This is a genomic window from Streptomyces racemochromogenes (assembly GCF_044129415.1).
Classification (GTDB): Bacteria; Actinomycetota; Actinomycetes; order Streptomycetales; family Streptomycetaceae; genus Streptomyces; species Streptomyces racemochromogenes_A.
This window is the reverse complement of the sequence record NZ_JBBDHD010000023.1, coordinates 1-14,134: the sequence shown is the minus strand read 5'-3', so window position 1 is coordinate 14,134 and position 14,134 is coordinate 1. Positions and strand designations below refer to the sequence as shown.

General features: G+C 73.9%; 13 protein-coding genes. 7 read left to right on the top strand and 6 right to left on the bottom strand.

From position 1 onward, the window contains the following. Positions 1 to 24: 24 nt before the first annotated feature. Positions 25 to 798, bottom strand: coding sequence for a maleate cis-trans isomerase family protein (locus WDV06_RS11885; protein ID WP_395509643.1), 774 nt, complete (start codon positions 796 to 798; stop codon positions 25 to 27). A gap of 180 nt (positions 799 to 978) precedes the next feature. Here WDV06_RS11885 and WDV06_RS11880 point away from each other — a divergent pair, with 180 nt between their 5' ends. Beyond that, on the top strand, positions 979 to 2,136 hold the full coding sequence (locus tag WDV06_RS11880; RefSeq protein WP_395509642.1) for a flavin-containing monooxygenase: 1,158 nt from the start codon (positions 979 to 981) through the stop codon (positions 2,134 to 2,136). Between the two features lie 18 nt (positions 2,137 to 2,154). Here the strand turns inward: WDV06_RS11880 and WDV06_RS11875 are convergent, their stop codons facing one another. Further along, positions 2,155 to 2,532: a nuclear transport factor 2 family protein gene (locus WDV06_RS11875; RefSeq protein WP_362147226.1), complete on the bottom strand. Its 378-nt coding sequence runs from the start codon at positions 2,530 to 2,532 to the stop codon at positions 2,155 to 2,157. 260 nt (positions 2,533 to 2,792) lie between these two features. Between WDV06_RS11875 and WDV06_RS11870 the strand changes: the two genes are divergently transcribed. Both WDV06_RS11870 and WDV06_RS11865 read left to right on the top strand, forming a co-directional pair. Further along, the gene (locus WDV06_RS11870) at positions 2,793 to 5,027 is read left to right on the top strand and encodes an acetate--CoA ligase family protein (protein WP_395509641.1); all 2,235 of its coding nucleotides are present in this window, start codon (positions 2,793 to 2,795) and stop codon (positions 5,025 to 5,027) included. Between the two features lie 223 nt (positions 5,028 to 5,250). Next, positions 5,251 to 6,057, top strand: a complete 807-nt coding sequence (locus WDV06_RS11865; RefSeq protein ID WP_395509640.1) for an enoyl-CoA hydratase/isomerase family protein — start codon at positions 5,251 to 5,253, stop codon at positions 6,055 to 6,057. Positions 6,058 to 6,074: 17 nt separating this feature from the next. On the opposite strand, the gene WDV06_RS11860 is transcribed toward WDV06_RS11865, so the two are convergent. After that, the gene (locus WDV06_RS11860; protein ID WP_395509639.1) at positions 6,075 to 6,869 is read right to left on the bottom strand and encodes a VOC family protein; all 795 of its coding nucleotides are present in this window, start codon (positions 6,867 to 6,869) and stop codon (positions 6,075 to 6,077) included. A 178-nt stretch (positions 6,870 to 7,047) separates the two neighbouring features. Between WDV06_RS11860 and WDV06_RS11855 the strand changes: the two genes are divergently transcribed. Together WDV06_RS11855 and WDV06_RS11850 are read left to right on the top strand one after the other, a co-directional pair. Further along, positions 7,048 to 7,665: a flavin reductase family protein gene (locus WDV06_RS11855; protein ID WP_395509710.1), complete on the top strand. Its 618-nt coding sequence runs from the start codon at positions 7,048 to 7,050 to the stop codon at positions 7,663 to 7,665. A gap of 36 nt (positions 7,666 to 7,701) precedes the next feature. After that, a complete protein-coding gene (locus WDV06_RS11850; protein WP_395509638.1) occupies positions 7,702 to 8,622 on the top strand; it encodes a hypothetical protein in 921 nt (306 codons plus the stop codon). A gap of 24 nt (positions 8,623 to 8,646) precedes the next feature. On the opposite strand, the gene WDV06_RS11845 is transcribed toward WDV06_RS11850, so the two are convergent. The 3 genes from WDV06_RS11845 to WDV06_RS11835 are packed head-to-tail and all read right to left on the bottom strand — an operon-like array spanning position 8,647 to position 11,838. Next, positions 8,647 to 9,723, bottom strand: coding sequence for a Zn-dependent alcohol dehydrogenase (locus tag WDV06_RS11845; protein ID WP_395509637.1), 1,077 nt, complete (start codon positions 9,721 to 9,723; stop codon positions 8,647 to 8,649). After that, a complete protein-coding gene (locus tag WDV06_RS11840; protein ID WP_395509636.1) occupies positions 9,720 to 10,913 on the bottom strand; it encodes an acyl-CoA dehydrogenase family protein in 1,194 nt (397 codons plus the stop codon). The genes WDV06_RS11845 and WDV06_RS11840 overlap by 4 nt, the downstream gene beginning before the upstream one ends. A gap of 13 nt (positions 10,914 to 10,926) precedes the next feature. After that, the gene (locus WDV06_RS11835) at positions 10,927 to 11,838 is read right to left on the bottom strand and encodes an SDR family oxidoreductase (protein ID WP_395509635.1); all 912 of its coding nucleotides are present in this window, start codon (positions 11,836 to 11,838) and stop codon (positions 10,927 to 10,929) included. Positions 11,839 to 11,938: 100 nt separating this feature from the next. Between WDV06_RS11835 and WDV06_RS11830 the strand changes: the two genes are divergently transcribed. Further along, positions 11,939 to 12,865, top strand: coding sequence for a cyclase family protein (locus tag WDV06_RS11830; RefSeq protein WP_395509634.1), 927 nt, complete (start codon positions 11,939 to 11,941; stop codon positions 12,863 to 12,865). A gap of 434 nt (positions 12,866 to 13,299) precedes the next feature. Next, on the top strand, positions 13,300 to 13,959 hold the full coding sequence (locus tag WDV06_RS11825; RefSeq protein ID WP_395509633.1) for a dihydrofolate reductase family protein: 660 nt from the start codon (positions 13,300 to 13,302) through the stop codon (positions 13,957 to 13,959). Positions 13,960 to 14,134: the final 175 nt, after the last annotated feature.

The window sequence follows — 14,134 nt, the reverse complement described above, 5'->3', positions numbered from 1 at the left end:
GATCGGCGGCGATCCCGCAAGGCCTCAGACGACCTCCGTGAACAGCCGCCCGTACCCCTCCACACCGCCCGCCCCCGCGCCCGCCGCGCGCAGCGCCGACCACAGCAGGACCTGGTTCGCGGTGAGCACCGGACGGCCCAGGGTGGCCTCCAGGGCCGCGATCGCACCGACCGCACGGAAGCCGTTCCCGCCGATCACCACCGCGTCCGCCGCGTCCCCGACCTGCCCCGCCACCCAGTCGTGCAGCGCCCGCGGCGTCACCTGCGCCTGCCCGCCGGGCAGCCCGCAGGGGGCCGCGTAGGCGACCTCGAACCCGGCCTCCTCGTAGTAGCCCCGCCCCAGTTCGTTCAGCGTCTCGTCGAACCACGGCGGGTCGACGAGCGCGACCCGCCCCGCCCCGAGGGCCCGCAGCGCCTCGACGGCGGCGGCGCAGGTGGCGACGACCGGCAGGCCGTGGGCGCGTTCCCGCAGCCGGGCCAGCAGGTACGCCTCCCCGCGCGCCCCGATGACGTACGAGGAGCTGGTGAAGGCGTACGCGAGCACCGCCACCGGCGCGTCCGCGAGCAGCGCGGCGGCCTCGTCCACCCGCGGGGACTCGGCGAAGGCCCGTACGGGCGCCAGCGGGATCGTCTCCGCCATCGCACCGCCGCGCCCCATCGCACCGAACGGCACCCGCGCGTAGTGCAGGCCGACCCCTGCCGGGGCCATGGCGCGCAGTTCCGACTCGGGGCCGACGTCGGCGTGCGGGGTGAGGACACCGAGACGGACGCGCACGTCCCACCCGTCGGGCTGCCACATCACGCGCTCCTCTCCGTCACCGGACCACCGGAACGACCCACTTTGTCAGGGTTCGCTCCCCTCTGCGGCCGAGCCGCGCCGGGCCCTCCGCGCCCGCCCTCCGGCCCCGTGACCGATCCGCAATCGATTCCCTCCTCGACCGAGACCCAACAACCCTGTGTGTCGATACGCTCACTCCTCATGCCCGCGCCCGCACCCGACCTGACCAGCACCCAGCCCCGCCCCGTGTACGTGATCGGCGCGGGCCCCGGCGGCCTGGCCGTCGCCGCCGCGCTGCGCGCCCGCGGGATCCGCGCGGTGGTCGTCGAACGGTCGGACGCGGTCGCCACCTCCTGGCGGGGCCACTACGCGCGGCTGCGCCTGCACACCACCCGCCGGCTGTCGGCCCTGCCGGGCCTGAAGATCCCGCGCCGCTTCGGACGCTGGGTGGCCCGGGCCGACGTGGTCCGCTACCTGGAGAAGTACGCCGAGCACCACGCGCTGGAACTGGTCACCGGCGTCGAGGTGACCCGGATCGAACGCGCCGCCGACGGCGAGGGCTGGACCCTGCACGCCTCCGGCGGCCGGCTCCTGGCCGCCGGAGCGGTGGTGGTGGCCACCGGCTTCAACCACACCCCGCACCTGCCGGACTGGCCCGGCGCGGACAGCTTCACCGGGCGGCTGCTGCACGCCTCCGGCTACCGCGAGCCCTCCCCGTACGCGGGGCGGGACGTGCTGGTCGTCGGCGTCGGCAACACCGGCGCGGAGATAGCCGTGGACCTCGCCGACGGCGGGGCGGCCCGGGTGCGCCTCGCGGTCCGCACCGCCCCGCACATCGTGCGCCGCTCGACGCTCGGCTGGCCGGCGCAGCGCACGGGCATCCTCGTGCGGCGGCTCCCGGTCCGGCTCGTGGACCGCCTCGGGGCGCTGGTCGCGAAGGCCTCGATACCCGACCTGTCGGCGTACGGGCTCCCGCGCCCGGCCACCGGCCTGTACAGCCGGGCGCGGCAGGGGGCGATCCCGGTCCAGGACGTGGGCCTGATCGACGCGGTCCGCACCGGCCGGGTGGAACCCGTGGCCGCAGTGGCCTCCTTCGACGGGGACCGCGTCCTCCTCGCCGACGGAACGGCGATCACCCCGGACGCGGTGATCGCCGCGACGGGCTACCGCCGGGGCCTGGAGGCCCTGGTGGGGCACCTCGGTGTCCTGGACGACCGCGGCCGCCCCCTGGCCCACGGCCCCCGCACCACCCCCGGAGCCCCCGGCCTGTACTTCACCGGCTACACCAACCCCCTCAGCGGCATGTTCCGCGAACTGGCCCGCGACGCCCGCCGCATCTCCAGGGCCCTCGCGCGCTAGAGCGTGTCGTCGCAGGGTTCACCGGGTGCGCGGTTCGATCTCGCCCGCGAAGACGATGACCTGGTCGATGAGGCTCCGTCGCAGATGGACGACGTCCGTCCCCGCCAGGCGGGGACCTCCGTCCGGCGTGGTGAAGACCCACTGGTACCGGGCCCACTCGTCGGGCATGTCCACCGCCGAGCAGCGCACCATCGTGCCGGTCCCCGCCGGGTGGCGCCGGATGTCCAGCACGAACCGCTCGATCGCCGCGATTCCCTCGCTGCGACCCAACGGCCCCCAGAAGACCACGTCCGAGGTCAGGGCCTGGGAGAGCAGGGCGGTCACATGGCTGTCGTCCGAGGCGTTGAACGCCGAGATGAACGTGTCGATCGCGGAGCGTGCAATCTCTTCCTGCATGCCCCAGTAATACCAGCCGCTCCGCGTCCGCCCGTCCCGCGAGCCGACTTCCGGTCACGGTGAACCCTCCCGGTCGCGACAGGCCCTCGGCCGGTTCCGGTCTGGACGGCGCCCGAACACCTCTGCCACGGTTCAGGCACACCACCTCCACCACCTTTCCGATGCATCCCTGTTCCTGACGGCACGTCAGTTCAGTAATCTGACATGACGTCAGCTACCGACGACTCCATCGAGGTTCATCGAGCAGGGCGGGCGAAGCGATGCTTGGATCCACTCACGGCACCCTCACCACCGACTTCCGCGCACGGGTCGAGGCCTGCGGGGAGACCCCCAGGACCGCCGTCCACTCCACGGCGGCACCGACCGCCGGGGACGCGGCCGAACTGGACGTCAGCGGCCGGCCCCTGCACTCCGACGTGCCCGACCTGGACCGGTTCTTCCGGCCCGAGTCGGTGGCCGTCATCGGCGCCTCCGACACCGAGGGCCGGCCGAACACCGGCATCACCCGGCAGCTGATCGCGTGGGCCGACCGCGTCGGCGCCCGCGTCCACCCCGTGCACCCCACCCGGACCACCGTCTTCGGGCTGCCGTGCCACCCCTCCGTCGCCGAGCTGCCCGAACAGGTCGACCTCGCCGTCCTCCTGGTCGCCGACCCGGTCCCGGTCATCGAGGAACTCGCCGACACCAAGGTGAAGTTCGCGGTCGCCTTCGCCTCCGGCTTCGCCGAGACCGGCGAGAGCGGCGCCGCCGCCCAGGCCCGGCTGACCGCCGCCGTCCGGCGCTCGGGCCTGCGCCTGCTCGGCCCGAACACCAATCTCAACGCCTTCGAGAGGTTCCGCGAGGACCTCGACGGCCCGGCCATCGCCCTGATCACCCAGTCCGGCCACCAGGGGCGGCCCGTCCACGCCCTCCAGGAACTCGGCATCCGCCTCTCCCACTGGGCCCCCACGGGCAACGAGGCCGACCTGGAGACCGCAGACTTCATCTCCTACTTCGCCGAGCGGCCCGAGGTCGGCGCCATCGCCTGCTACGTCGAAGGCCTCAAGGACGGCCGCTCCTTCCTCCTCGCCGCCGACCGGGCCGCCCGCAACGGGGTCCCCGTCGTCGCCGTCAAGGTCGGCCGCACCGAGACCGGCGCCCGCACGGCCGCCTCCCACACCGGCAAGCTGACCGGCGCCGACACCGTGGTGGACGCCGCCATGCGCCAGTTCGGAGTCATCCGCGTCGACGGCCTCGACGAACTCCAGGACACCGCCGCCCTCCTCGCCCGGGCCAGGCCACCGCAGGCCGAGGGCGTCGTCGTCTACTCCATCTCGGGCGGCACCGGCGCCCACTTCTCGGACCTGGCCACCGAGGCCGGCCTCACCCTCCCCACCCTCTCGGAGGCCAAACAGGCCGAGCTCCACCAGTGGATCCCGTCGTACCTCAACGTCGCCAACCCCGTCGACAACGGCGGCCATCCCGTCGGGGACTGGCGCGGCCGGAAGATCATCGACGCCATCCTGGCGGACCCCTCCGTCGGCGTCCTGATCTGCCCGATCACCGGCCCCTTCCCCCCGATGAGCGACAAGCTGGCCCAGGACCTGGCCGACGCCGCCGAAGCCACCGACAAGCTGGTCTGCGTCATCTGGGGCTCCCCCGTCGGCACCGAGGAGGCGTACCGCACCACCCTCCTCGGGTCCTCCCGCGTGGCCACGTTCCGCACCTTCGGCAACTGCATCACCGCCGTCCGTGCCTACCTCGGCCACCACCGCTTCACGGCCGCCTACCGCTCCCCCTTCGACGAAGCCCCCCGCACCCCGTCCCCCTCCCACCGCAAGGCCCGGGCCCTGATGCGGCCCGGCCAGCAGCTCAGCGAACACGCCGCCAAGCAGCTGCTGCGCGCCTACGGGATCCGGGTGCCGCGCGAGCAGCTGGTCACCAGCGCGGCGGCCGCCGTCCGCGCGGCGGGCCTGGTCGGGTACCCGGTGGTGATGAAGGCCTCGGGCCCCCAGCTGGCCCACAAGACGGAACTCGGCCTGGTCAAGGTCGGTCTCACCTCGGCGAGCCAGATCCGCGACGCCTACCGCGAGCTCACGGACATCGCCCGCTACGAGAACGTCCCGCTGGACGGGATCCTGGTCTGCCAGATGGTCGAACGCGGCGTGGAGATGGTCGTCGGCGTCACCCGGGACCCCCTCTTCGGCCCGACCGTCACCGTCGGCCTGGGCGGCGTCCTGGTGGAGGTCCTGCGCGACGCGGCGGTCCGCGTGCCCCCCTTCGGGGAGGACCAGGCCCGCACGATGCTCGGCGAACTGCGCGGCGCGGCGCTGCTGGACGGCGTACGGGGAGCTCCGCCGGCGGACGTGGACGCGCTGGTGGAGGTCGTCCTGCGGGTCCAGCGGATGGCGCTGGAACTGGGCGACGAACTGTCGGAGCTGGACATCAACCCGCTGATGGTGCTGCCGCGGGGGCAGGGGGCGGTGGCACTGGACGCCCTGGCCATCTGTCGTTAGCCCGACCGGACCTCCCCACCCCGCCCTTCCACCGTTCCCCGGGCCAAGCCCCGGCCCCCGCTCCTGGGGGCTCCGCCCCTGGGAACGGAGGAAGTGGGGGTCCCCCCGGACGGAGGCTGGGGGAGGGTAGGGGACCTCGCCCCGCGCAGCGGCCCGCCCGGCCGCACCCGGCACCCGGCACCCGGCACCCGGCACCCGGCACCAACCCCCCGAACGGAGTTCCATGACCCCCGAGACCCCCTCGGACGAGATCCGGCACCGCTTCGAGAGCGGCGTCTCCTGGATCACCCTCAACCGCCCCGACGCCATGAACGCCCTCACCTGGGAGCAGCGCGAACGCGTCATCGCCCTGCTCGCCGACGCCTCCGCCGACCCCGCCACCCGCGCCGTCGTCCTCACCGCCACCGGCAAGGGCTTCTGCGCCGGCGCCGACCTCCGGGGCGCCCCCGCCACCGCCGCCGACCGCGTCGTCGGCGACGTGGCCCGCATGATCCGCCTGGGCGCCCAACGCCTGATCACCGCGGTCCTCGACTGCGAGAAGCCCGTCATCGCCGCCGTCAACGGCACCGCCGCCGGCATCGGCGCCCATCTCGCCCTTGCCTGCGACCTCGTCATCGCCGCCGAACCGGCCCGCTTCATCGAGGTGTTCGTCCGCCGCGGCCTCGTCCCCGACGGCGCCGGCGCCTACCTGCTCGCCCGCCTCCTCGGCCCCCACAAGGCCAAGGAGCTGCTGTTCTTCGGCGACGCCGTCCCCGCCGCGGAGGCCGCCCGCCTGGGCCTCGTCAACAAGGTGGTCCCGGCCGACGATCTGGAGGCGACCGCCCGCGCATGGGCCGAGCGCCTGGCCCAGGGCCCGACCCGCGCCCTCGCGCTGACGAAGCAGCTGGTCAACGCCTCCCTGGACGGCGACCGCGCGACGGCGCTCGCCGCCGAGGCCACCGCCCAGGAGCTCAACATGGCCACCGCCGACGCCCAGGAGGGCGTGGCCGGCTTCGTGGAACGCCGCACCCCGAAGTTCCTCGGCCGCTGAGGCGGGCGCCGCCGGACCTACATCCGCGGATCCGGCCTCAGCACCGCGAACACCGCCCCCGCCGGGTCCGCCCCCCAGGCGATCCGCCCGACGTCCGGCACGTTCGCCGCCGGCATCAGCACCGCGCCCCCGGCCCCCTCGACCGCCGCCACGGTGGCGTCCGCGTCCGCCACGTGGAAGTACGGCACCCAGCGGGCCGGGATCGCCGACGCCCCGCCCGCCCCCTCCCCCTGCGTCGCGACCCCGCCGAAGGAGGTGGCCTGCTGGTCGCCCTCGGCGAGGCTCAGCACCCGGTACGTCATCCCCGGCGCCTCCATCTCCGCCGAGCGCCATCCGAACACCCGGCCGTAGAAGCCGAGGGCCGCCTCCGGGTCCGGCACGTGGAGCTCCACCCACACCAGGCTGTTCTCGGCGGAGGCCACCTCCAGCCCACCCGTCTTCCCGGGCTGCCAGGAGGCGAACCGCGCGCCCTGCGGGTCGGTGAACTGGGCCAGCCAGCCCTCCCCCATCACGTCCATCGGCGCCACCCGCACCTGCCCGCCCGCGCGCATCACGGCGTCGGCGGTGGCCCGGATGTCGGGACTCTGGAAGTACACGGTCCACGCCGAGTCCGCGTCCTCCTCCGTCAGCGGTCCGAGCGCGGCCACGGTCCGGCCGCCCTGCTGGAAGAACCCGTACCCGCCGGCCTCGGGCCCGGCGGAGACGAAGTCCCAGCCGAAGACCGCCCGGTAGAACGCGGCGGCCGCACCGGTGTCGGGGCTGCCGAGGTCGAGCCAGTTGGGCGATCCGGTACGGAAGTCGGTGCCGAGCATCTGTTCCTCCACAGGTAGGCGCCACGCAGTCGCTCGCCACCATGCCCAGCCCCCGCGCACCGCAGGGCGCACGGGCCCCCACGCCCGTCCGGATTCACCCGTTCGGCGCCGCCCCTTCCCGCCCCTTCTCATCTGACGAACCGTCAGGTTCAATCGTGGGGTGATGGGACACGCAGGGATGGCGGCCACCGTCGTCCGATACCTCAGGTCAGCCGGCTCCCCCACCTCCGCGGCCCGGGAGCCCGATTCCGCGCACGTCGACGCCCTTCCGCGCCCCGATCTGCGGGCCGTCGGGGAGGACGAGCGCGCGCCCGTCGGCCCCGCCGAGTTCCGTGCCGTCCTGGGCAACTTCGCGAGCGGGGTCACGGTCATCACCGCCCCGGCCGCCGACGGGGAGGAGGGCCCGGCCGGTTTCGCCTGCCAGTCCTTCGCCTCGCTCTCCCTCGATCCGCCCCTGGTCACCTTCATGGTGGCCCGTACCTCGGCCACCTGGCCGCGCATCGCCCGCGCCGGGGTGTTCTGCGTCAACATCCTCGGCGCCGAACAGGGCGACCTCTGCCGCGCCTTCGCCGTCAGCGGCGCCGACAAGTTCGCCGGTGTCTCCCACCGGCCCGCCCCCGCCACCGGCTCCCCGCAACTCGACGCCGTCCCCGCCTGGATCGACTGCCGGATCCACGCCGTCCACACCGGCGGGGACCACCTCATCGTCGTCGGCCGCGTCGAGGCCATGGGGGCGGAGGGCGAGGGCGACCCCCTCCTCTTCCACAAGGGCCGTTTCGGCCGCCTGGCGGACTGACCCCGGTATCCTTCCCGTCTCGAACGGGCGGGGGCCATGAAGAGGACGTACGCACCACGACGCACCCGGTGGACGGCCACCACGGGATGGCTGATGCTGGCGAGCGCCCTCGGGGCGGTCGTGTGCAGCCTGGCCGGGGTGAGCCCGTACCCGCCGCTCGCCGTCGAGTCCGCCCTCGCCGCCGCCTCCGCCCTCTTCGCCGCCGGCTGGGCCGCGGCCTCCCACCTGGCCGGCCGCAGACCGCCGAAGGTCTCACTGGTCAAGGCCCCGCCCGGCCCCGCGGCCCCCGCGGCACGCCGCCCGGGCCACGTGCTGCGGTACCTCCTCTCCTTCGGCGTCCCCTTCGCCACCGCGGCCGCCGTGGTCGTCGCCGTCACCGGCTCCAGCGAGGAGGGCCGGCGCACCGAACGTCTGGAACGGGCCGGGTACGACCGCCACGGGGCCGAGATCGTCCGGCTGACCGGCGAGCCGGACCGCACCCCGCCGACCGACGACCACGACGGCTACTACGAGACGGACGCGATCCTGCGCGTCCCCTACGACGACGGGCCCCGCGAGGTCCCCGTGCGGGCCGTCCTCACGCAGGACGCCCCCGCACCGGGCGCGTCCGTCGACGTCTGGTTCGCCCCCGCCCACCCCGAGGTCGGCGTCGGCACCCGGTCCGTCTTCCACCGCACGGCGCCGCTGGTCACCGTGGGCCTGTGCGCCCTCCTCGGGCCCTGGCTGATCATCGCGGGCGCCTCCCTCGCGTCGGAGTTGTCCCCGGCGGCCCTGCGGCGGCTGCGCCGCTTCGAGCCCGCCACCCACCTGCCCGCGCTCGCCGTCCTGCTCCTCGGCGTCCTCGCCCTGCTGCCGGTGGCCCTGGGGACCGAGGTCGCGGGCTTCAGCCGCCTGTGGACCGTCCTCGCCGTCCCGGCCCCGGCCCTCGCCGTCGTGTGGGTGGCCCGGCGCGCGTGACGCACACCGGGCCACCGGGTCTCCTCAGAACGTGAGCACCCCCCGCGCCACCCGCCCGTGGTGCGCGTCGTCCGCCGCCTTCGCGAAGTCCTCCACCGGGTAGACCTCCGTCACCAGCTCGTCCAGCAGCAGGTCCCCCCTCCGGTACAGCTCGGCGTAGAGCGCGATGTCACGCTGCGGGCGCGAGGACCCGTACCGACAGCCCATGATCGTCTTGTCCAGGTACATCGAGGAGACCAGGAAGGACGCCTCCTCCTTGAACCCCGGCACCCCGAGCAGCACCGCCTGCCCGTGCCGGTCGAGGAGGTCGACCGCCTGCCGGATCAGCTGCACGCTGCCCACGCACTCGAAGGCGTGGTCGGCGCCGGTCGGCAGGACCTCGCGGACGGCCGCCGAGGTGTCGGCGAGGGACCCGGCCGCCGACGCGTCCACGAAGTGCGTCGCCCCGAACCGCCGCGCCACCGCCTCCTTCGCCGGGTTCGCGTCCACGGCGACGATCACCGAAGCCCCCGCGATCCGCGCGCCCTGGATGACGTTCAGCCCGATCCCGCCGGTCCCGATGACCACGACGGTCTCCCCGAGCCCCACCTTCGCCCGGTTCAGCACCGCCCCCACCCCGGTGAGCACCCCGCAGCCGATCAGCGCGGCCGAGGTCATCGGGATGTCCTCGGCGATCTTCACCGCCTGCACGGCCTTCACCAGGGTCCGTTCCGCGAAGGCCGAGTTCGACGCGAACTGGAACAGCGGCTGCCCGCCCCGCGAGAACGGCCGGTCCGGCATCCCGATCGCCCGGCGGCACATCGTCGGCCGGCCCCGGTCGCAGTCCGCACAGGCCCCGCAGTTGGCCAGGGTGGACAGGGACACGTGGTCACCCGGCGCCACGTGCGTCACCCCCGCCCCCACCGCCTCGACGACGCCGGCCCCCTCGTGCCCGAGCACCACCGGCGGCGGGAAGGGGATCGTCCCGTCGATCACCGACAGGTCGCTGTGGCACAGCCCGGCCGCGCCGATCGCGACCAGCACCTCCCCCGGCCCCGGATCCCGTATCTCCAGGTCCCCGACCACCTGGGCCTGCTTGCCGTCGAACACGACGCCCCTCATCTGGGCTCCTTAGGCAGGCCGAGCACCCGCTCGGCGATGATGTTCCGCTGGATCTCGTCCGAGCCGCCGTAGATCGTGTCGGCCCGGGTGAACAGGAACAGGCGCTGCTCCTCGTCGAGCCCGAGCTCGTACGGGACCCCGCGCGCCCACAGCCCCGGCCCGGCGGTCGCCCGCGCACCGCGGACGGCCACCGCCAGCTCGCCGAGCCGCCGGTGCCAGCCGCCCCACAGCAGCTTCGCCACACTGGGCGCCCCGGCGTCCCCGGCCCGCCCGAGGGTGCGCAGGGCGTTCCACCGCATGGTCCGCAGCTCGGCCCACTGCCGTACGAGGCGTTCGCGCAGCACCGGATCGGGCGTGCCCGAAGCGGCGTACGCCGCGACCACGCGTTCCAGTTCCGCGGCGAACCCGATCTGCTGGACGAGGGTGGAGACCCCCCGCTCCAGGGCGAGCAGCCCCATGGCGACCGTCCAGCCGTTGCCCTCGCCGCCGACGACCTCCTCGGCGACGGCCCCGTCGAAGAAGACCTCGTTGAACTCGGCGGTCCCCGACATCTGCCGGATCGGCCGGACCTCCACCCGCCCCGGCTGGTCCATCCGCACGAGGAGGAAGGACAGGCCGTGGTGGCGGCGCGAGCCGGCCCCGGTGCGGGCGAGGACGAAGCACCAGTCGGCCTCGCGGGCGAGGGAGGTCCAGATCTTCTGACCGGTGACGCGCAGCCGCCCGTCCGCCGGGTCCCGCACGGCGGCCGTGCGCACCCCGGCGAGGTCGGAGCCGGCGCCGGGTTCGCTGTAGCCCTGGCACCACAGCTCCTCACCTCGGGCGATCCCGGGCAGGAAGCGGTCCTTCTGTTCGCGGCTGCCGTAGGCGATCAGGGTGGGGGCGAGGAGGTTCTCCCCGATGTGTCCGACCCGGGCGGGGGCGCGCGCGGCGGCGTACTCCTCCGCCCAGACCACCTGGCCGGTGAGGGAGAGCCGCCGGTTGCCGTAGCCCTCCTCCTCCCACCCCTGGCCGATCCAGCCGCCGCGGCCCAGTTCCCGCTCCCAGGCGCGGCGGGCCTCCACCCCTTCGTGCTCGCTGCCGGGCCCGCCGAGGCCGAGGGCCTCCTCGTACGGGCCGACGAGGTGCCCGGCGAGCCAGGCGGCGGCCCGGCCGCGCAGCTCCTCGGCTTCGGCCCCGAAGCTGAAGTCCACGCCCCCTCCCCTTCTACGCGTTCGGGCGGTCCTTGGCGGCGGCCGCCTTGGCCATGGCCTCCAGCTGGGCGAGCATCGGCATCGGGTCGGTGCCGACGGTGCCGGGGAGGAAGTCGGCGATCTTCTCGGGGGTCCAGGCCCCTTCGGCGTACCCGGCGCGCAGTTCGCGGGGCTGGGCCCAGACGGCGATCTTCGGTCCGGCGATCGTGTAGACCTGCCCGGTGATGCCCTCGGCCTCGGCGCGGTCGCTGAGCAGGTAGGTCACGAGGGCGGCGACGTCCTCGGGTTCGCCGATCTCCTTGAGCTCCATGGGGACGTTGGCGGACATCCTGGTGCGGGCGACGGGGGCGACGGCGTTGGCGGTGACCCCGTACTTGTGGAGGCCGAGGGCGGCGCTGCGGACGAGGGAGATGATCCCGCCCTTGGCGGCGCTGTAGTTGGCCTGGGCGACGGAGCCCTGGTGGTTGCCGCTGGTGAACCCGATGAGCGTGCCCGAGCCCTGCCGCCGCATGACGGCGGAGGCGGCCCGGAAGACGGTGAAGGTGCCCTTCAGGTGCGTGGCGACGACGGGGTCCCACTCCTCCTCGGACATGTTGAAGAGCATCCGCTCGCGCAGGATGCCCGCGACGCACACCACCCCGTCGAGGCGGCCGTACCGGGCGAGGGCGGTGTCCACGATGCGCTGGCCGCCGGCCATGGTGGAGATGTCGTCGGCGACGGCGACGGCCTCGCCGCCGGCCGCGAGGATCTCCTTGACGACGTCCTCCGCCACCTCGCTGGTGGGCGCGTTCCCCTCGATCCCGACGCCGTAGTCGTTGACGACGACCTTGGCGCCCTCGGTGGCGGCGGCGAGCGCAACGGCCCGGCCGATGCCCCGGCCGGCGCCGGTGACGGCCACGACCCTGCCTGCCAAGAAGTTCCCCACGTCCGGCCCCTTCCCGCTTTTTCTGACGGTCCGTTAGATTCTATGACCAGTCAGATCCCTTCCCACAAGCCCCTGTTCGTTCAAGGAGTGGATGGCGGCCATGACCCTGCCCCCCGAGTTCCACGAGATCGCCAAGCGCGTCAACAACTGGGGACGCTGGGGAGCCGACGACGAGATCGGCACCCTGAACCTGATCACGGAGGAGGTCGTACGGGCGGCGGCGGCCGAGGCCCGCACGGGGCGGCGCGTCCCCCTGGCGCTTCCCCTCAGGGAGGACGGCGTGCAGGCCGGAATGATCCCGGGGCGGATCAACCCCCTGCACACCATGGTCCAGATCAACCAGGAGCTGTTCGGCCCGGGCACCGTGGCGTGCAGCGACGACGCCGTGACGATGGGGCTCCAGGCTGCCACCCACTGGGACGCCCTGACACACGTCTCGCACTCGGGCCGCATCTACAACGGCCGCCCGGCCTCCACGATCACCGCGCACGGCCGGGCCGAGTTCAGCGGCATCGACAAGGCCGCGCCGATCGTCTCGCGCGGGGTCCTGCTGGACGTGGCCCGCGCCAAGGGCCTGGACCGGCTCCCGGGCGGCCACGCCGTCACCCCGGAGGACCTGGCGGAGGCGGAGGAATTCGGCGGGGTCACCGTCCGCGCGGGTGACGTCGTCCTCGTCCGCACCGGCCAGATCCAGGTCTACCTGGCGGGCGACAAGCACGGCTACGGCTTCCCGTCCCCCGGGCTGTCGGTCCGCACCCCGGAGTGGTTCCACGCCCGCGACGTGGCGGCCGTCGCGAACGACACCCTGACCTTCGAGATCTTCCCGCCGGAGATCGACGGCCTCTGGCTCCCGGTGCACGCGCTGCACCTGGTCGAGATGGGCATGCACCAAGGCCAGAACTGGAACCTCGAACCACTGTCCACAGCCTGTGCGGAAGCGTCCCGCTACACCTTCCTCCTGTCGGCGATGCCCGAACCCTTCGTCGGCGGCACGGGCACCCCGGTGGCCCCGGTCGCGATCCTCTGACGGCACCGGCCACGCCGACGCCGTCGCCGTTGACCAGATCGGCAGACCGATCCCCCCCACCCCCCACCCCGGCGCTCCGCCTCGTCGACCACCTCGGCCCGGCCGCGCACCAGCTCGGCGAACTCCTCGAACCCGGCGATCCACTGCCCCGGCTCCCGCCCCGCGAGCTCGCCGTACGGCATCGCCGTCGCCGTACGCCGCCTCCTGCACCACCCGCAGCCGGTCCTCCGGGGCCAGGTCCGTCAAGTGGTCCCGGTTCACGACCAGGACCGTGATGTCCACACCCATACGGCGATGCCAGGCACGGGTCCCGACGGCGCCGCGCCGGTGTTACGCCGAAGGTGGCGTGTACGCGCGCCGTTCCGCGTCCGCACCGATGAGTTCTGCCCGGACCGGCAGTCTCCCTTCCACCACCAGAGGAAGAGGCGACCGGTATGACGACCCACCCCCAGCTCCTCCGCGTCCACAACTTCATGGTCTCCCGCGACGGCTTCGGCGCCGGCGAGGACCAGAGCCTGGAACACCCCTTCGGCTCGGCCATCGACCCCTCGGCCCTGTTCTCCTGGGCCGGTGCCACCGCCAGCTGGCCGGGCCGCACCGAACCCGGCGGCAGCCGCGGCCTGGACGACTGCTTCACCCGCGACTGGGGCCGCGACATCGGCGCCGAGATCATGGGCCGCAACAAGTTCACCCCCTACCGCGGCCCGTGGGAGGACCACCCCGACTGGCAGGGCTGGTGGGGCGACGAACCCCCCTTCCACACCCCGGTGTTCGTCATGACCCACCACCCGCGCCCCTCCCTCACCGTCTCCGACACCACGTTCCACTTCATCGACGCCGACCCGGCCACCGTCCTGGCCCGGGCGCGCGAGGCGGCGCAGGGCAAGGACGTCCGTCTGGGCGGCGGGGTGACCACGGTCCGCGAGTTCCTCGACGCCGACCTGGTCGACACGCTCCACGTCGCGGTCTCGCCGGTGGAACTCGGCTCCGGCCTGCGCCTGTGGGAGTCCCCGGACGACCTCCTCGACCGCTTCCACCGGGACGTGGTCCCCAGCCCGAGCGGGGTGACCCACCACCTGTTCTGGCGCCGCTAGGCGCCTGACACGCGGAATTCGAACTTGCATCTCAGAACGCCCGTCGGTAGACAGTTGGGCTGGCGCAGGCAGATCCATACCTGGGGGCGGGGGCATGGCCGACCACGTACCGATCAATCCGTGCACGATTCCGCAGTTCACGGGTGACCTGGACGCGTTGGAGAAGAACAAGACG

Coding starts and splice junctions, on each gene's coding strand:
- WDV06_RS11845 (WP_395509637.1), bottom strand. CDS start 9,723: ATGAGGGGCGTCGTGTTCGACGGCAAGCAGGCCCAGGTGGTCGGGGAC.
- WDV06_RS11855 (WP_395509710.1), top strand. CDS start 7,048: ATGGCGGCCACCGTCGTCCGATACCTCAGGTCAGCCGGCTCCCCCACC.
- WDV06_RS11865 (WP_395509640.1), top strand. CDS start 5,251: ATGACCCCCGAGACCCCCTCGGACGAGATCCGGCACCGCTTCGAGAGC.
- WDV06_RS11885 (WP_395509643.1), bottom strand. CDS start 798: ATGTGGCAGCCCGACGGGTGGGACGTGCGCGTCCGTCTCGGTGTCCTC.
- WDV06_RS11825 (WP_395509633.1), top strand. CDS start 13,300: ATGACGACCCACCCCCAGCTCCTCCGCGTCCACAACTTCATGGTCTCC.
- WDV06_RS11870 (WP_395509641.1), top strand. CDS start 2,793: ATGCTTGGATCCACTCACGGCACCCTCACCACCGACTTCCGCGCACGG.
- WDV06_RS11875 (WP_362147226.1), bottom strand. CDS start 2,532: ATGCAGGAAGAGATTGCACGCTCCGCGATCGACACGTTCATCTCGGCG.
- WDV06_RS11860 (WP_395509639.1), bottom strand. CDS start 6,869: ATGCTCGGCACCGACTTCCGTACCGGATCGCCCAACTGGCTCGACCTC.
- WDV06_RS11830 (WP_395509634.1), top strand. CDS start 11,939: ATGACCCTGCCCCCCGAGTTCCACGAGATCGCCAAGCGCGTCAACAAC.
- WDV06_RS11880 (WP_395509642.1), top strand. CDS start 979: ATGCCCGCGCCCGCACCCGACCTGACCAGCACCCAGCCCCGCCCCGTG.
- WDV06_RS11850 (WP_395509638.1), top strand. CDS start 7,702: ATGAAGAGGACGTACGCACCACGACGCACCCGGTGGACGGCCACCACG.